The following is an 18608-nucleotide window of genomic DNA, read 5'->3' as shown; positions in this document are numbered from 1 at the left end:
TATTTTTCAGCAAGATCATGAAAAAGTGAGGGTTTTCTGCAAATAGTATACTCTTATCTATAGGATAGAACCAAGCAGGAATCAGGATGAACTCAAAAAAGGTATTGGTGGTTGGCGCGTCTGGCTATGTAGGCTCACAACTTGTACCACTGTTGCTGGAAAAGGGACACCAAGTTACTGCTAGTGCTCGAAACCCTACACTGTTGAAAAGTCGGATTGCCAGCCACCCTGATCTCACGTTTGAAGAGCTAGATTTAGCCAATAAACAGCAGACGTTGGATGTGGTTAACGATTACGATTTAGTGTTCTTCTTAGTGCATGGCATGAACCATGGCCATGACTTTCTTGACTATGAGTTGTCACTGGCTCATCACTTTGCCGATGCACTCAACCAGAACCCTATTGGTCAGGTCATCTACCTAAGTTCTTTGCAGCCTCAAACGGGTGACTCTGAGCACCTTAAAGCGCGTCGAGAAACGGGCAACATTTTACGCCAAACCCAAGTGCCGATTATCGAGCTTCGCGCAGGGGTTATTATCGGGCCTGGTTCCGCCGCCTTCGAGATCATGCGCGATTTTGTCTACAACCTACCCGTGCTCATTACGCCAAAGTGGGTAGATTCGCGAGCCAACCCCATCGCACTGCAAAACCTTAACCATTATCTTCTGTCTTTGGTCAATGAAACCCCAACCAAGAGCGAGTTTTATGAGGTAGGTGGCCCGGACACCCTAAGCTATCGAGAGCAGTTTAAGCATTTATGTAAAGCCACCAACAATCGATACCGACTTTTTGCCACTCCCCTACTAACTCCGGGTATGGCTTCGGTATGGCTAGGTTTGGTGACTTCTGTACCTAGTAACATTGGGCGCGCATTACTCTCGGGCCTAAGTCATGATTTCGTTGCAGACTCTCAAGCAATACGCACTCGCTTTCCTCAGACCCTTCTGTCGTACCAAGAGATGATCACCGATACACTCAGCCACGAAGATGAGTTTGCTCGCGGTAAAGTATGGGGATTCGACCCTGCGGCTTTAAAACGATGGCAACCCGGCTATGGCTACTTCCCGAAGCAAGCAGGCGCTAGCATCACCACTTTAGAGAGCTCTCAGGACCTATGGAACGTGGTGAAAAAGTTAGGAAGCCCAGAGGAAGGTTACTTCTTTGCCAATATCTTATGGCGCACTCGAGAATGGTTAGATCTGTTTGTCGGGGGCGGCCGCCCTAAACGGCGAGTGCCTGAAGGCCCAACCTTAAAAGTCGGTGACAAGATAGACTCTTGGAAGGTGATTCGTATTGAAGAAAACCAGTTTCTTTCACTGCTGTTTGGCATGAAAGGTCCCGGACTCGGACGCTTGGAATGTACCATTGTTGACCATGGCGATCACAGAGAATTAGACGTTAGAGCCTGGTGGCATCCAAAGGGATTTTTTGGACTGCTCTATTGGTACGCAATGTTTCCAGCACATCTGTTTATTTTCAAGGGGATGGTGAAGGCGATTTGTCGTAAATCGCAGGCAATAGGTCCTAGGTCCTAAGCTTAAAGCGGTCAGCGGTCAGCTGTCAGCTGTCAGCTACAAGCTCCAAGCCTGACTTTCATACACAAGTCTTGTTATCTAATCTCAGTGTGATCTAATACTTCCTTTAGCTTATTAGGTCACACTTTCTATGTTTACTTCCAACTCTGAACACTGGGCTGAATTTATTTTTGGTCGCGCACAACTTGGCGATCCTCGTCGCACCAACCGCCTGGTTAAAGTAGCCAGTGATCTAGCTAAAAACGCAGGTAAATCGGTCAGCCGCTCCTGTGACGACCCTGCCAGTATTGAAGGTGCTTACCGCTTCATTCGTAACGATAGTATTAGCCCTGAAGCCATTGCTGAGGCTGGATATACTCAAACTGACGAGCTAGTTCGTCAGCGCCCTTTAGTCTTAGCACTCCAAGATACCACTGGTTTGAGCTACCGCCATTCTGTTTGTGAAGAACTCGGCGAAGTCAATTCAGGGAGCGACACCCGCCACAGCAATAAAGGGCGAACACTCTATGCTCATTCCACATTGATGCTGGATGCTCAGAGCAAACAAGTACTGGGTTTGGCTTATCAACATTATTGGTATCGACAGAGTAAGCAAGTACAACAAACCCATCAGTTACAATGCAGAGAGCGTAGCGAAAAAGAGAGTTATAAATGGCAGCACAATGTTGAGCAACTTTCATCACGACTTGAAACACTCGACAATGTCATTGATGTTTGTGATCGCGAAGCTGATATGTACGAATATCTAGACTATCAAATCAGTCAAGGCCACCGTTTTGTCGTACGAGCAAGTGATAATCGATGCTTAGTCGGATTTGATGAAAAGCTTTTTACAGTACTCGATGCCCTTGAACCAAGCGCCCACTACACCATAGATATTCAACAGAAAGGTGGACGTCGAGCGCGAACCGCAACGATAGCATTGAGCCATACATCGGTGACGTTGCAAAAGCCTCAACGCGCTAAAGCAGAAGCCACTATCACTGTAAATGCCGTGGTCTGCCAAGAAGTCGAACCCAACGGTGAAAAAGGTAAATTACGCTGGGTACTTTATACGACCGAACCAGTGACAACTCCCGAAGAAGCTCGTCAAATAGCTCGCTACTACGAACTAAGGTGGCGCATAGAGGAGTTTCATAAAATCTGGAAATCAGAAGGTACACAAGTAGAAAGATTGCGTATGCAAAGTCGTGATAACTTACGTCGTGTAGCCGTTATTCAAGCCTTTATCGCGGTACGTTTATTTCAGTTACGAGAACTGACGCAAAACAAGGAAGAGGCGAAAAATATTCCATGCACGGTTTATTTCAGTAACGTCAGTTGGAAAATACTTTGGAAAGCGGTACACAAAACTAAGCCAATACCGACAGAGCCCCCTTCACTGCATTGGGGGTATTACGCTCTCGCCAAGTTAGGTCGCTGGCATGATAGTAAAAGGAATGGTCGTGTAGGTGTTGTTGCACTATGGGATGGTTGGTTACAGCTAATGCAATTAGTCGAATCCTATGAAATGCTCAAAGGACTCGACTTGTGATCAAGAGACAGGCTCCAAGCTCCAAGCTCCAAGCTCCAAGCTACAAGTCAGTCTGAGCTTCATGCACAAATAAGGCTGGTACGGATACTGGATTGTAGGTTGATACTAATGAACATATGCAAAAAACGTCGTCCCCGAGTTGTTTTATCGGGGACCTCTTAGAGAATCAGATGCCCGAGCAGTGTGCTGGCCCATAAAAGCACTCGGGCACGACTGAATACTCTAAAGTATGACTTGTTATTAAGAGGTAAGCTATCAGCTATCAGCTATCAGCTTTAGGTTGGTATTCTTCCAGTGAAAACCCAAGAGGGATTTCAGCAAGAATTGGGCCTTGGTTGCTTGGGTAGATCAAATACTCACCGTGGTATTTAACCTTAGATTTATAATCTGTCTGCTTGTGAAGAATCATGCCGCAGCGCAGTGCTTGCTGGATGAATTGCGCGTGGTTGCCGCGAACATAAAAGCTCATTGGACGCACGAGCTCTTCGCCACCATCAAAGCAGGATTCACATTGATCGGCGCACAGTACAAACGAGCTTTCACCGTCGGTAAATACCTGGCTTTTCGCAGATTCAGTCAGATCATATTCGTTGGTTACGCTCCAACCTAGTCCTTCCATATCGTCCATTAACTGTTCGATTTGCTTGTCTAACACAGGCTTCACTTGTACGTCTTTACCAAAGAACATGCCATAGAAGTCTGATAGGGTTTGAAAGCGCGCAAAGAGCCCCGTGTTGCTTCCTTTACTTCGGCCCTGTTTCTGCCACACAATCAGGTCTTTTGCCATTAAGGTAGCAAAGCGTTTTTCCTTGATGCTCTTGGTAATCCAACGCAGCAAAGAGTTAGTATTGCTTACTGGCGTATCCGCCAATTTTCCAGATTTATGCTGTTGGTCTATGTCCAACAAAGCCGCATCGACTAACTCAAGCATTTGTTCTGCGTAGCTTTTCACTGTTTAGATTCTCCGTACACTTTATAGATTACGATAGATAACACGGCGCAAAGCGCCATCATAGTCAGCATTGGCCAACTTTCATCGCCCGGTAAATGAGCCACAATAAAGCCCATTAAAGAGCCAATACCAAAACGTAAGGTGCCCGCAATGGATGAGGTCGTGCCGGCCATGTTCGGGTATTTATTTAGCAATAGCGCCATACCATTACTACCAATAGTGGAAATGGTACCCACATAAAACATCACGCAAGGCACGATAAAGACCAAACCAAGATCAGCCACCCAGCAGATGAACAGACCTATCCCTGCCAGTAGCTGAATTGTCAGCCCAAACATGATCATCTTGTTTGAGCCGTACTTCTTCACCACCCTGCCATTTAGCGTAGTAAACATCACTAAGGTTAAAACATTCAGGCCAAATAAGTAGCCGAAGTCTTGCGGCGCTACGCCGTAGATGTCGATATAAACAAAGGCACCTGCGGTTAAGAACACGAACATGCCCGAGAATGAAAACGCGCCACACAAAACCAGTCCCATCGCTTGGCGGTTTCTAAGCAGGCCTGCGTAGTTTCGTAACGAGGTCCGTAGGTGGAAAGGCTGCCGATTTTCTTTCGCCAGCGTTTCTGGAATTTTGTAATAAATCGCCACCAGCATGATGACAGAGAACACCGCTAGGATACCAAAGACCGCTCGCCAGCCTGCGATAACAGAAACGTGGCCACCAATCAGAGGAGCAACCAGCGGGGCAACGGTCATCACTAGGGTAATAAATGACATGGTGCGAGCAAAATCTTCTGCCTCAAACATGTCCCTAACCACAGCTTGAATCACTACAGCAGCAGCCGCGCCCGCAAAGCCTTGCAGTAGTCTTACCCACACCAGCATTTCAACTGAATGAGTAAAGGTACAGCCAATCGCGCCGACTAAGAACAGCCCTACGCCACCAAGCAATACTGGCTTTCGACCAATACTATCGGCTAATGGGCCATAGAATAACTGACCCACGGCAAAGCCTAAGGTATATATAGTTAGCGTGATCTGCACGTCCCCTGGCATTACACCAAAGTCTTCGGCAATCGCAGGCATTGCAGGCAGATACATGTCTATAGCAAGGGGCGTTAATGCGGAGATCGCCCCTAATAGCACAAACATCATGAAACTCAGCTGAGTCGCTGATGGTTTCGTCATAGTGTTTTTATCCTAGTGATTATTTTTTGAAGATGGAGTCGATCTCTTGTTGAGTCAGATCGCGATACTCGCCAAGCTCCAGTGTGTCATCGAGTTCGATAGCACCGATGCGCTCTCTATGAAGCCCCACAACCTTGTTACCTAACGCGGCAAACATGCGCTTCACTTGGTGATACTTACCTTCGTGTATAGTCAGCAGTACTTCTTTCTCATCCACTACTTCCATTTGCGCAGGCAAGGTCGGCTCACGCTCATTGCGAAGTAGTATGCCTTCGGAAATCTGTTGCTGATAATGTTCTTGCACAGGATCTGCCAGCCACACTCGATAGGTCTTATCACATTTGTGTTTCGGTGAAGTAATACGGTGCGACCATTGCCCATCATCGGTAATCAGCAGCAAACCGGTAGTGTCCACGTCTAGGCGACCTGCAAAGTGCAAGTCTTCATAGCGAACCTCGTCAATAAGAACGAATACCGTATGATTGAAACCATCTTCATGAGAACACACCACACCCTCAGGCTTGTTCATCATCAAGTAACGCGGTCCTCGAAGCACAATAGGACGGTCTTGCCATTCAACGGTTTGTCCGTCTTTGACTTTAACTGAGCCAGATTTCACTACAGCGTCATCAACCGTTACATCACCACTTTTGATCAACTTAGTGGCGTCTTTACGGCTAATGCCCAACCCATCACACAAATACTTATCTAAACGCATCTTAACCTAGGAGTTTTTAAAGGTTTGAAATATCGCCCTACCGCGTCATAGCGAATCTACGACCCTTGGTACGAATACCAATAAAGAAGAAAAGTTAAGCCTAGTGGGGATATTCCTTTTTAAGGAAGTCGGATAGTATAACTGGTTTGAATGATTCAAACTTCAATTTTTTTCAGGAAATAGTATCCAGTCATGTACCAACTGAGGCCCTATCAAGCCGACTCTGTTAAAGCGGTCGTCCACTACTTTAGAAAGCGCAGCGAACCAGCAGTCATCGTCTTGCCTACGGGTGCTGGCAAGAGTTTAGTCATTGCCGAACTTGCTCGCCTTGCTAAAGGAAAGGTGTTGGTCATGGCACACGTGAAAGAGCTCGTTGAACAAAATCACGCCAAGTATGAAAGCTATGACCTCACTGGTGCGATCTTTGCCGCAGGATTAGGCCGAAAAGAAACCGAGCAACAAGTGGTGTTTGCCTCAGTGCAATCCGTGGCTCGAAATCTAGAGGCCTTTAGTGACCCTTTCTCTTTACTGGTCATTGATGAATGCCACCGCGTACCAGAAGATAAAAACAGCAGTTACCAAAAGGTCATCAGCCACTTAAAGTCCCTTAATCCTAACCTGAAGATATTAGGACTGACTGCAACGCCTTACCGACTGGGTCTTGGTTGGATATATCAATACCACACTCGCGGTCAGGTGCGCTCTGACGAGGCAAGATTCTTCAGAGACTGCGTGTTTGAATTGCCTATTCGCTATCTATTGGATCAAGAGTTCCTGACTCCGGCCAAGATCATAGATGCGCCTCTATTCAGTTACGACTTTTCTGAGATCTCTCCTACACACATGGGACGATATCGAGAGTCAGATATGGATTTGGTCATTGAGAAATCAAAACGCGCTACCCCGCAGATACTCAACCAAATCGTTACGCTTGCCAAAAACCGCAAGGGTATAATGATATTTGCCGCCACCGTTAAGCATGCACAAGAGGTGTACGAGTTATTACCGGAAGGGGAAGCGGCCATTGTGATTGGTGATACCCACACCAAAGAGCGAGACCGAATCATAGAAGAGTTCAAACAGCAAAAGATTAAATACCTGGTGAACGTCTCAGTACTCACCACTGGATTTGACGCCCCACACGTTGACCTTATTGCTGTATTGCGCCCAACCGAATCTATTAGCCTGTATCAACAAATTATTGGTCGTGGTCTTCGCCTCTCTGAAGGTAAGAGTGAGTGCTTGGTTTTGGAGTATGCAGGAAACTGCTACGACTTGTATCAACCAGAGGTAGGCGCTCCACAGCCGGATCCTGACAGCGAGATCGTTACTATTCCCTGCCCCGCTTGCGGCTTTAACAATAATTTCTGGGGCAAAACCGCTGAAAATGGCTTTGTTATCGAGCACTACGGCAGAAAGTGTCAGGGCTATCTTGAAGATGACGATGGTGAGCGAGAACATTGTGATTATCGCTTTAGAGCAAAATACTGCCGGGAATGTGGCGCGGATAACGATATCGCTGCGCGCATTTGTCACGAATGCGATGCCGTACTGGTGGACCCAGATAAAAAACTCAAAGAAGCGTTAAGCCTTAAAGATGCGCTGGTGTATGAATGCACAGATCTTGAGTTCTCCGTTATTAAAGACAGCAAAGGAAAGAACTTTTTAAGAGTGGTTTACCTAGGAGAAAGTGGCAATAAGGTGGGCTTGAATTTCTATCTCAATACCCCTGCGCAGAAGAAAAGCTTTTACTCACAATTTGTCAAATTGCACCTTGCTGACAAGCATCAAGAGTTTGACGGATTGTCACCGACCAAGGTCGTTAATCAACAACATAGATTTCGACTTCCCAAGTTTGTTATTGCTCGAAAAGAGGGCAGATTTTGGAAACTCAGAGATGTGATATTCGACAACGAGTTTATGCTGTAACTATTGCCTGTTCATCTGGTAAAATGGCGCAGAATCCTATTGCTCGATTTTGTATTGAGTGGTAGTATCCGCGCTCGCTTTGACGATTTATCGTTTGGAAGCGAATCATATCGAAGACTAGGTCGCTAAGTCTTTGATGAAAATCTTTTTATTTTACTAATTTGAGAGTAAATACTATGAAATTTGAAGCAGTAGTACGTACTGAACTAGGTAAGGGTGCGAGCCGCCGCCTACGTCACGCTGGCCAATTCCCAGCAATCATTTACGGTGGTGAAGCAGCGCCAGTATCAATCGCGCTAGTTCACTCTGACGTGATCAACCAAATGGACAAGCCAGAATTCTACGAAGTTATCACTCTAGTGATCGACGGCGCTGAAGTTAAGGTTAAGCCACAAGACGTTCAACGTCACGCGTTCAAGCCAAAAGTTGAGCACATGGACTTCATCCGCGTTTAATTCCCTACCAAGGAATTAATTCGGATTACATCCAGCCTTTTGCATATATAAAGAACTCGGTCTTACCAACTGTAGATTCTTAAAAATTAGAAAGCCCGATTGCTACCAACAATCGGGCTTTCGCCATTTCTGGGGTTTGGGAATTGGGTAGTACTTAGTAAGAAAGTATTGTGCTATCTAAGATACTGGCGTTCGCCAGCATGACGGTTTCCACTCAGTCGATAATGGTAAAGTGTTATCCAGGCCTTGAGCCGGGATCTTAGGACTTGCAAACTTCAAGCTAGGCAACAAAGGGCTTATTCAAACGTCCCTTTCACCACAGCCTCACCGCCGGACACCATTACCCGACCTTTAGCGACAGTGTGTGTCAGTGTTAGCTCATCATTAAGAAGCAACACATCTGCATCATGACCTACCTGCAACTCGCCTTTTAGAGCACTTAATCCAAGCTGCTTTGCGGCATTCTTAGTAATTGGCACCAGCATATCTGACAGACTCAGCGAAAACTCGTTCACGCCTCGGCGGATTTCTTCAAGCAATGAACTTGGCGTGCCGACGCCCATACCCACGATGCGAGTACGATCTTCGTTCCATTTAGGCAACGAGCCACCCGCATCAGAGCTAAAGGTAAAGTTATCCTTAATACCGAGTTCAATAGAAAGTTGAGTTGCCTCGGCGCATGAGAGTGCCTTGCGGCCTGAATCAAGCATATCTTGCGATACTGCAGTGCCATCGATGATAGCGCCACGTTTTGCCAGTTCCACTGCCTGCTCCCAGACATCTTCACGGTTGATATGGGTCGGCACAAAGCGCTCGGCTTGATAATCGGTTTCGTCTAGCACATCCAAAAGCTGGGTTAATCCTTTTTTACCCGCACCTGCATGAACGGTAATAATACCGGCTTTACCCGATACCAGTGCTGCGTTGCGTACCTGCGCTACCAAGTCCGCTAAGCCCTCATGAGTAATGTACGGGCCGCGATGATCCGACACGGCCAACTTCACGCCAACAACCGGGTCAATGAACGCAATATCTCGCATCACTGAGCCAGTAATGGTGGGCGATGGCAGAAAATAAGAACCGGTGATCATGTAGGTACTGATACCCTCATCACGAAAACCCATGGTCTTGGCAAACAGGCTCTCTACATGACGAGATAGATCATCGGTACCAAGCAAACCAAGGGCTGTGGTCACCCCATTTAGGGTTTGGTCAGTCAATTTTAATTCAGGCGTACGCGTTGCATAACCGCCCTCGCCTCCGCCGCCAATAAAGTGCTGATGAGTATCCACAAATCCAGGAACCACGTTCGCACCCTTGGCATCAATAACCTGATACTCTCCCGCTAATGAAGATTCATTAATAGTGTCTTCAATGGCGATGATCTTGCCACCCGCACACAGAAGGTCTTTTTTACCTAGATACTGCGGTGCATGCACTGAGCCATTCTTGATTAGTAACTGCATAATGATTCCTTAATTCTTAGGGTCTAGTGCCGAGCGAATACCATCGCCTAAGACGTTGCATGAGAGCACCGTCAAGAAGATACATAGGCCAGGGAAAAGCGTCAGATACATATAGCCATCAACGGCCATGAAGTCTCGGCTTGAGGCCAACATAGCCCCCCACTCTGGCGAAGGCGGCTGAGCGCCAAGCCCCAAAAAGCTCAAGCTGGCAGCGGTCAAAACAGAGGTGCCCACACGCATGGTGAAATACACCAGTACACTACTAATGGTGGAAGGAATAATGTGCTTAAACATGATTCTTGGCGTACTTGCACCCATGGTTTTTGCAGCGCGAACGTATTGAGAGTTCATCACAGATAAGGTCTGTGAGCGCACGATACGCGCAAACATTGGGGTACTGAAGATAGCAATGGCAATAATCACATTCACAATACCGCCGCCAAGTACCGCAACAATACCGATAGCTAGCAGAAAGCTTGGGAAAGCAAACAACACATCCGCAGCACGCATGATGATGGCATCGGCAATACCGCCGTAGTAACCACTGATCACACCAAGCACCGTACCCGCTATTACGCCTATAGTTACCGACACAAAGCCAACAGAAAGTGAAATACGAGCACCATACACAAGGCGTGCAAAGTTATCACGACCATACAAATCCGTACCAGCCCAATGCTCCCACGAAGGAAGACTCAAGATATTGTTGTAATCCACATCTGTAGCGGTGTAGTGCAAAAATATTGGCGCGGCGATGGCCATTACGACCATGGTCAGCAAGATGCACAAGGCAACAATTGCTGTTTTCTCTCGCTTAAAGCGAATCAAAAACATGGCAAAAGGAGAAAGAGTTTTACTCGAATTAGTATCCATAATTCCTACTTCATTTTGATCTGTGGGTTCACGACGGAATACAAGACATCAACCACGAAGTTGATCAGCACGAAGTGAAACGAATAAAGAATCAATAGCGCCTGCACCACCGGGTAGTCCCTAGCATTCACGCTGTCGATTAAGAACGAACCAAGCGCGGGCAAACCAAAGATGCTTTCAACCACAATCGAGCCGCTCAATACAAAACCAATCTGCAAACCAATCACGGTAATGATGGGCAACATGGCATTACGAAATGCATGTTTGATCAGTACTCTACTCTCCATCAAACCCTTGGCTCTGGCCGTTTGGATGTAGTTTTCAGACAATACGTCTAAAAATGCGGAGCGAGAGAAGCGCGCAATGATTGCTGTGCCCACAGTTCCCAATGTTAACGATGGCAACACGAGATCGTGCAAGCCTTCATAGCCCGTGGGGTTAAACCAGCCGAGCTTAACGGCAAACACCTGGATCAGAATCAATCCCAACCAAAAATCCGGCACCGAAATCCCCGAAACGGCGACAACCATGCTCACTCTGTCAGGCAAGCGCGATTGATAAACCGCAGCGATCACGCCCAGCAAGATACCCACAGGAATAAACCACAAAGAAACCAAAGCAAGAGTAGCGGTGACCTTGTAACGCTCACTGATAAGGCTGACCACTGAGTCACCATTAATCATGGACTTACCAAGATCAAGATGCGCAAGGCTCACTAAGAAATGCTGAAACTGGACCAACAACGGAAGGTCTAGGCCCAATTGATGACGAACGGCTGCAATGTCCTGACTGCTGGCATCTAAGCCAGCAATCATTTTCGCAGGGTCGCCAGGTAACATGTGAACGAACAGGAATGCAATCACGGCAATGAGGAACATTACCCCGATCATGCCTAATAGTCGTTTTACAATATACTGCGACATGCTTTATTACTCGTAGTGAACGTCAGTGATAGCTAGAGAACCGTCTGGCAACATATTGATGCCCTGCACGCTCTTAGATTTAGCCCAAAGTTGGGTGTCGACTGTTGTCCAAATACCAGCAGCGTCATTCCATATGGTGGATTGAACGTTTTGGTAGATCTTAGCTTTTTCCGCTTTATCTAATGTTTTTTGGCCGTCAGCCAACCATTGATCAACCTTGGCATTTTTGTAGTAGCTGTAGTTAGATGTTCCTTGTGAACCGAACAGTGGACGGATTGCCCAGTCAACGGTGGCCGATGATGAAGACCAACCTGAATCAAAGATCACCGGCGGAGTACCGTCGTTGTTAATACCGTCACCTGCCGAGTAGTGGCTAGCCACGTCACGAGGAACAATAGTGGTGTTAACACCGATTGCTTTTAGTTGCTGCTGAATAAACTCAGCACTGCGCATGCTGGTTGTTACGTTCTTCGCCCAGATAACTGCATCAAAGCCATCGGCATAACCGGCTTTCGCCAAAAGCGCTTTCGCTTTTGCTACGTCATAGGTGTATGGCGTTTGCGCCGCAAAGGTTTCAATCTTCTCAGGGACAATTGAGTTCAGTGTGCTGGCATCGCCACCGAAAACAACTTTCTTATAAGCATCCTTATTGATGGCAAAGTTCAGTGCTTTACGTACATCGGCATTCGCCAAGATCTCATTTTGGGTATTCAAGGCGTAGTAACGAGCGATGATAGAAGGAGATGCGACCGCATCGAGTTTTTTGTCACTACTTACTGCTGGCTTCATGGTGTTTGGCAACTGAAGCATTACCTGAGCTTGGCCACTCTTTAGCATCGCAAGGCGTGAGCCTGCTTCTGGTACAGCGCGAAATTCAAGGTGTTCAACCTTAACCGGGTCACCCCAATAGTTTGGGTTTGCATCCATAGTAATTTTTGAGCCACGGATCCATTTGTTCAGTACAAATCGGCCCGTACCCACTGGATGTGCCTTGATGTCATCACCGTATTTTTCAATAGCTGCAGGGCTAATCATGCCCTGACTTGGGTGCGTAATATTATTGATAAAGGTGTTAGAAGGCGTCTTAAGCTTAACTTCTAAAACATTTTCAGACACGACGTTGAAGCTTTCTACGTTTGATAGAAGCGATGCACGACGTTGCTTTTTATTAATTTCGTCTTGGAAATTGTATTTAACTGCTTCGGCATTAAACGGTGTGCCATCGGTAAATTTCACGCCTTCACGCAGTGTAATAGTGTACGTTTGACCGTTGTCGCTGACTTCATAGCCGGTTGCTAGGTTTGGCTGCACCTGCATGTTGTCATCAAATTTGAACAGGCCATCATAGATTGCGTTTGCCACACTCATATCAAGTGTCACACCCGCGTTGTGTGGGTTCAATGTCTGCACTGTGCTCGTGGAAGCGACAACCACTTTATCTTGTGCGGCAAATACGTTTGCACTAAGGCCTAGAGCCACGGCAAGAACCAAGGTTTTCTTTGTTGTGTTCATAGTCATTCCTTTGTAATTATTCGGTAGCGGAAAAATGTGTTGTTGTGTGTTCAACCAATTTGATTGGTAAGGGGGATTCTCCTACGGGGAAAATAGGATCTGGGATATCGTCTGTGAGAAGCTCAAACTGCTTAGGGGCGGAACGCTCGGTATCGATGGATGGAATCGCTGCCAGTAGCTTTTGCGTATAGCTATGTTTGGTATCCTCAAACACCTCTTGGCGATGACCAATCTCCACCAGCTGGCCCTTTGTCAAAACTGCAACTCGATGACATACACGCTCAATGACCGCCATATCATGGGAGATAAAGATGAATGAGATACCAAACTCTTTTTGCAGCGCTAGCATCAGGTTTAAAACCGTGGCTTGAACAGAAACATCGAGCGCAGATACAGACTCGTCGGCAACGATGATCTTAGGTTGCGTAGTCAGGGCTCTCGCAATGTTGACTCGCTGCAGCATGCCACCTGAGAATTCATGGGGATAATGGCGATAAAGCTCTGACTTAATGCCTACTTTATTGAGCAGTGCCTTAGCTTGTTTCTCTCGCTCCGCTTTTGACATTTCAGGGTGGTGTATGATGAACGGCTCTTCGACACACTCCCCTATGGTCATCTGCGGGTTTAGCGAAGCCAATGGGTCTTGGAAGATAAACGAGATGTCTCTCTTTACTAATTTTCTTTGCTCGCGAGTGGGGTCTAATAGATCAATGCCTTGATACGATATGCCTCCAGTGGCTTCTTCAAGAAGACCTAAGATGGCATTACCAATGGTTGATTTACCCGAACCCGATTCACCAACGATGCCCAAGGTTTCACCCTTCCACAGCTTAAAACTGACATCGTTTACCGCGTGAACTTGATGGGTCACTTTGCCAAAAAAGTTATGTTTTCTCGGGAACACAACGTGTAGGCGATTAACATCCAGTAGAGGCTGCTGGTTGTAATCAACGGGAGTTCCGGGAATTTCAACGGAAGTAGTATTGCCCTTTAGCTCCTCTTCCATCGTTAAAACCGGAAAGCTATGTGGCACTGCACGTCCGCGCATAGAGCCTAGTTTAGGGGCCGCTTTCAACAGGGCTTTTGTGTAAGCATGCTTAGGTTCTAGGAAGACTTGATTAAGGGTGCCCGTTTCTACGATGTCACCGTGATACATCACCGCGACTCGGTCTGCTACTTCATGGACTACCCCCATATCGTGGGTAATGAAGATAACGCCCATACCCAGCTCTGTTTGCAGCTCACGAATCAAGCCTAAGATCTGCGCTTGAATGGTCACATCGAGTGCCGTGGTCGGTTCATCGGCGATGAGTAGCTTCGGCTTACAGGCTAACGCCATAGCAATCATCACACGCTGGCGCATGCCACCGGATAGCTGGTGAGGATAAACCCCAAGCACCTGTCTACCAGAGGGAACACGCACAAGATCCAGCATGCGTCCTGCTTCTTCTATGGCTTCTGCTCGAGAGGTTTTTTGGTGAATTTGCACCGCTTCTGCAATCTGGTTGCCTACGGTCATAAGGGGGTTTAGCGATGTCATCGGGTCTTGAAATATCATTGATATTTCATCTCCACGAATTTGCTGAGCCTGTCTGCGACTCATGGATACCATCTCTAATGGTTCATCGCTTAACTTGCTGTCATGAAGGTATATTTGACCTGATTTAGCTGCTTTATTGCCAAGCAATCCCATAATGGCTTTACTCATTACGGATTTACCTGAACCCGATTCCCCCACTACAGCAAGAATCTCATTCTTGCTTACATCAATGTTGACGTCGTGAAGTACGCCCTTTTCACCCTGCATGGTTTTAAAAGAGACATTAAGATCGCTGATCTGCAGTAGTCGGCTCATTTTTTCCCTGCCTAGATTGTTCAATAAGAGCATCTAGCATAAGGATTTACAGCGTCATGATTAATATGAAAAAGTGGAAACTATCTTTTCAACAGCCAGTTAGATATGGGGATTGGGTGAATTATTTTATGCAGATATGAAAGCTTTTCTTTTTATTATTAGTAACTTATAAAATAATTTCAGGAATAAAAATGCCGACACCGAAAGGAATCAATAAATAATACAAGAACACTTATTAAGAAAATTGAGATCAGATATGTTCCGCTTATTATAGAGGTTTTGTGCTTCAGCTATCTCTGCTTTATTAAAACAGGTCACCTTGTGGGCTCGACACCTCGTCTTCATTGGGTTTAAGGGGCTGCTTTCCTTTTAACATCTTACGTCGGTATCGCTGGCGGCAAAGTTTGATAACGTGTTTCTTATCTGTTGAAGAAAGTGTTTGCCATGCAAAGCGTTCATCTCGATTGCGCATACATCCTTTGCAGTAGCCTCGCTCATCGGAACTGCACACACCAATACAAGGGCTAGGTACATCAAAAAAATCTAATTGTTCCATTTACGCCCCCATATTCAACCCTTGAATTAATACCCAACAGTATTCATCAAATAGGTCTATTATTCAATGAATGTCACTGCAATTACTGACGTATAACTGACATATTTCTCTTTATTTGTTATACACTTGGACCATCATCTTCAAATATCTGGAGTCTTTAAATGTACAAAAAATTAACGGCAATATCAGCTGCACTGCTCATTTCAGCTTGTTCAAGTATGGGCAGTAATGATGCGGATAAGCAAGCTATGGATAGCAAGGCTGAAATGGAAATGAGTGCCGAAACTTTGCAAGTCAATGAGCAAGCACTACAGCATCACCATTGGGTATTAACTCACATTGACGGTAAAGCGGTAGAGGTTGATGAAAACTTCAAAGCTCCTACCCTAGAAGTTGGCGAGAAGATGACGACCAACGGCAACGCCGGTTGTAATAACTTCTTTGGTCAAGGTGAACTTAAAGACGGTAAGTTCCGCATCCAACAGATGGGAATGACAATGAAGATGTGTCCAGAGGGTGTGATGAACACTGAGATGGCATACTCAAAAGCATTGTCTGAGTGGAATGACGTTGTTCTTACTAAGCAGACAATGGAACTAAAAAGTGCAGAACATACTTTGACGTTTCAACTGAAAGACTGGGTAAACTAAACCCAAGTGTGTGAGTCGTCTATAGACGGCTCACAACGTTACCTTCCACAACTCTTCATCAACACACTCAATTTTCACTTCTGCACGAGCGCAAATAGCCTCAATTTGTTCTTGTTCAAACGAGTAAGGCAAAGAAATCTCAAGTGATGCGATGTTTTCCTGTTTTGCAATTCTCAGCAGCTTAATCAAATTCTTCTCATCACTGTGCGTGGACGATAACTGATTAAGGGCACTCTCCCACAATTTTTGTTCTGAGTTCTGTGCTTTATCAATTTCCTGCTGCCACAGCGTGCCAAAGATAGGCGCTATGCTGTGAATGACATCGACAAAACGCCAGCGATGACCACGGCTACTCTCACCCAAAAAATGGGTGTAGTCGAAGCGAACAGCGTTACTTTGCATCTGGCTAATGGTCATTGTTCCCACAGAATTTGCGTTAGGATTAGCCAGAAATTGGCTATGTTATTGATAACTATCAGCCGATACTCACCACAGTACAAGACTGTATGAAATAACGTTCCACTACACCAACAATCAATTCCTAATTGATATATATGTAACTAGTTGTTAACAGTCCAGTTAACTATTTCGACACTTATTTGTCCTGCGGGGAAACATTTGACAAAAAATGATCACTGCGTCATTCAATTTACAAATGGGATAACTTACAATGCCCTTCGCTGAACTCTTCTCTACTCTCCAACTAGGTTAAACGATGAAAAACGACAAAAGACCGCTTTATATACCACACGCAGGGCCTGCTCTTCTAAGTACCCCACTGCTCAACAAAGGAAGCGCATTTTCCGCTTCAGAACGGTCCTACTTTAACCTAGATGGTTTGTTGCCTGAGACAACAGAAACGATTGCCGAACAAGTTGAACGTGCGTATCAGCAATATCAACAGTTCGACAATGATATGGATCGCCATATTTACCTGCGAAATATTCAAGATACCAATGAAACCTTGTTTTACCGCTTAGTACAAAATCACATCTCTGAGATGATGCCTATCATCTATACGCCGACCGTTGGCGCGGCATGTGAAAAGTTCTCTAATATCTATCGACGCGGTCGCGGCCTTTTCATCTCATATTCTAATAGAGACCGTATCGATGACCTTCTCAATAATGCCTCTACGCATAACGTTAAGGTGATCGTTGTCACCGATGGCGAACGTATTCTAGGTTTAGGTGACCAAGGTATCGGCGGTATGGGTATTCCTATTGGTAAGCTTTCTCTGTATACCGCCTGTGGTGGCATCAGCCCAGCTTACACATTACCGATTGTTTTAGATGTGGGCACCAACAACCCGCAACGCTTAGCCGATCCTATGTACATGGGATGGAGACACCCTCGCATCACTGGCGCTGAGTACGACGAATTTGTAGAAGAGTTCATCCAAGCGGTTCAGCGCCGCTGGCCAGAGGCTCTAGTTCAGTTTGAAGACTTCGCACAAAAGAATGCAATGCCACTATTGAAGCGTTATAAAAACCGCATCTGCTGTTTTAATGATGACATTCAAGGCACCGCTGCAGTGACCGTAGGCTCACTCATCGCAGCCTGTCACGCTGCAGGTAGCAAGCTGTCAGACCAGCGCGTTACCTTTGTGGGTGCGGGTTCTGCAGGTTGTGGTATAGCCGAAGCTATCGTCGCTCAAATGCAAGATGAAGGCTTACCTGAAGACGAGGCTCGCTCACGCATTTATATGGTAGACCGCTGGGGTCTACTGCAAGAAGGTATGCACAACCTTCTCGATTTCCAAAAGCCATTAGCCCAAAAGTCTGAAAACCTTAAAGAGTGGCAGGCAGAAGGACAAGACTACTCCTTGTTAGATGTAGTAGAGAACGCTAAACCGACGGTATTGATCGGTGTTTCTGGAGCGCCAGGCATCTTTAGCCAGCAAGTGATTCAAACCATGCATAAGCATTGCCCTCGCCCAATCGTTTTCCCGCTATCGAACCCAACCAGCCGAGTAGAAGCGGTGCCAAAAGATGTTCTTGATTGGACCGATGGCCAAGCCTTAGTCGCTACCGGTAGCCCATTTGAGCCTGTACTGGTCAATGGTAAACGCCTTGAGATTGCTCAGTGTAACAACAGCTATATCTTCCCAGGTATCGGCCTTGGGGTACTGTCTGTCTCGGCCTCTCGTATTACCGATGAAATGCTAATGGAATCCAGCCGAGCGCTTGCTGAGTGTTCACCACTGGCTATCAAAGGCCACGGCGCATTGCTGCCACCTCTAGAAGAGATTCATTCGGTATCGAAGAAAATCGCTTTTGCTGTTGCAAAACAAGCGATTAAGCAAGGTGTGGCGCTAGAGATCACCGATCAAGCCATCAAAGAGTCCATAGACAATCACTTCTGGCAACCGGTTTACCGTCGTTATAAGCGTACTGCCTTCTAGTGAGTAAACTGAGTTGGACTGAAATTAAGGGCTATTGGCGCGAAACTTCGATTTGG

16 protein-coding genes are annotated in these 18608 nt (G+C 46.2%); 6 read left to right on the top strand and 10 right to left on the bottom strand.

The features are described 5' to 3' along the window. The first annotated feature begins 86 nt into the window (after positions 1-86). On the top strand, positions 87-1535 hold the full coding sequence (locus OCU35_RS05975) for a DUF2867 domain-containing protein (protein ID WP_065209933.1): 1449 nt from the start codon (positions 87-89) through the stop codon (positions 1533-1535). A gap of 130 nt (positions 1536-1665) precedes the next feature. Then, positions 1666-3069 (top strand): IS4 family transposase, encoded by a 1404-nt coding sequence (locus OCU35_RS05970; RefSeq protein WP_261825841.1) that lies wholly within the window; start codon positions 1666-1668, stop codon positions 3067-3069. Between the two features lie 262 nt (positions 3070-3331). On the opposite strand, the gene OCU35_RS05965 is transcribed toward OCU35_RS05970, so the two are convergent. Genes OCU35_RS05965 through rsuA form a run of 3 tightly spaced genes read right to left on the bottom strand, consistent with a single transcriptional unit; the run spans position 3332 to position 5929 of the window. Further along, a complete protein-coding gene (locus OCU35_RS05965) occupies positions 3332-4021 on the bottom strand; it encodes a DUF2913 family protein (RefSeq protein ID WP_065209934.1) in 690 nt (229 codons plus the stop codon). Beyond that, positions 4018-5211 (bottom strand): Bcr/CflA family multidrug efflux MFS transporter, encoded by a 1194-nt coding sequence (locus OCU35_RS05960; RefSeq protein ID WP_017030067.1) that lies wholly within the window; start codon positions 5209-5211, stop codon positions 4018-4020. Before OCU35_RS05960 ends, OCU35_RS05965 begins: the two co-directional genes overlap by 4 nt. A 19-nt stretch (positions 5212-5230) precedes the next feature. Further along, positions 5231-5929 (bottom strand): 16S rRNA pseudouridine(516) synthase RsuA, encoded by a 699-nt coding sequence (rsuA, locus tag OCU35_RS05955; protein ID WP_017030068.1) that lies wholly within the window; start codon positions 5927-5929, stop codon positions 5231-5233. A gap of 192 nt (positions 5930-6121) precedes the next feature. Between rsuA and OCU35_RS05950 the strand changes: the two genes are divergently transcribed. Both OCU35_RS05950 and rplY read left to right on the top strand, forming a co-directional pair. After that, positions 6122-7858, top strand: coding sequence for a DEAD/DEAH box helicase (locus OCU35_RS05950; RefSeq protein WP_261825840.1), 1737 nt, complete (start codon positions 6122-6124; stop codon positions 7856-7858). Positions 7859-8034: 176 nt separating this feature from the next. Then, entirely contained in the window at positions 8035-8313 is a 279-nt protein-coding gene (gene rplY / locus OCU35_RS05945) for a 50S ribosomal protein L25 (protein ID WP_065599783.1), read from the top strand. Between the two features lie 296 nt (positions 8314-8609). On the opposite strand, the gene iadA is transcribed toward rplY, so the two are convergent. The 6 genes from iadA to OCU35_RS05915 all read right to left on the bottom strand — a co-directional run bounded on the left by iadA (position 8610) and on the right by OCU35_RS05915 (position 15498). Beyond that, a complete protein-coding gene (gene iadA, locus OCU35_RS05940) occupies positions 8610-9779 on the bottom strand; it encodes a beta-aspartyl-peptidase (RefSeq protein WP_017030538.1) in 1170 nt (389 codons plus the stop codon). Between the two features lie 9 nt (positions 9780-9788). Further along, complete coding sequence (locus tag OCU35_RS05935) at positions 9789-10652, bottom strand: ABC transporter permease (protein WP_017030537.1); 864 nt, start codon at positions 10650-10652, stop codon at positions 9789-9791. Positions 10653-10657: 5 nt separating this feature from the next. Then, complete coding sequence (locus OCU35_RS05930; protein WP_017030536.1) at positions 10658-11575, bottom strand: ABC transporter permease; 918 nt, start codon at positions 11573-11575, stop codon at positions 10658-10660. A 6-nt stretch (positions 11576-11581) separates the two neighbouring features. Further along, on the bottom strand, positions 11582-13087 hold the full coding sequence (locus OCU35_RS05925) for an ABC transporter substrate-binding protein (RefSeq protein ID WP_065209936.1): 1506 nt from the start codon (positions 13085-13087) through the stop codon (positions 11582-11584). Positions 13088-13103: 16 nt separating this feature from the next. Next, positions 13104-14942 carry an ABC transporter ATP-binding protein gene (locus OCU35_RS05920; protein ID WP_261825839.1) on the bottom strand — a complete coding sequence of 613 codons (1839 nt, stop codon included), beginning with the start codon at positions 14940-14942 and terminating at the stop codon, positions 13104-13106. 304 nt (positions 14943-15246) lie between these two features. Beyond that, positions 15247-15498: a DUF1289 domain-containing protein gene (locus tag OCU35_RS05915; protein WP_017030076.1), complete on the bottom strand. Its 252-nt coding sequence runs from the start codon at positions 15496-15498 to the stop codon at positions 15247-15249. Positions 15499-15659: 161 nt separating this feature from the next. Here OCU35_RS05915 and OCU35_RS05910 point away from each other — a divergent pair, with 161 nt between their 5' ends. Continuing rightward, the gene (locus tag OCU35_RS05910) at positions 15660-16148 is read left to right on the top strand and encodes an META domain-containing protein (protein WP_017030077.1); all 489 of its coding nucleotides are present in this window, start codon (positions 15660-15662) and stop codon (positions 16146-16148) included. A 30-nt stretch (positions 16149-16178) separates the two neighbouring features. Here the strand turns inward: OCU35_RS05910 and OCU35_RS05905 are convergent, their stop codons facing one another. After that, positions 16179-16565 carry a hypothetical protein gene (locus tag OCU35_RS05905; RefSeq protein ID WP_017030533.1) on the bottom strand — a complete coding sequence of 129 codons (387 nt, stop codon included), beginning with the start codon at positions 16563-16565 and terminating at the stop codon, positions 16179-16181. A 298-nt stretch (positions 16566-16863) separates the two neighbouring features. On the opposite strand from OCU35_RS05905, the gene OCU35_RS05900 reads away from it, so the two are divergent. Further along, positions 16864-18552, top strand: coding sequence for an NAD-dependent malic enzyme (locus OCU35_RS05900; protein ID WP_017030079.1), 1689 nt, complete (start codon positions 16864-16866; stop codon positions 18550-18552). Positions 18553-18608: the final 56 nt, after the last annotated feature.

Source organism: Vibrio breoganii, assembly GCF_024346795.1.
Lineage (GTDB): Bacteria > Pseudomonadota > Gammaproteobacteria > Enterobacterales > Vibrionaceae > Vibrio > Vibrio breoganii.
Note: the sequence above shows the minus strand (reverse complement) of the source record. Positions and strands in the feature narration are given on the sequence as shown.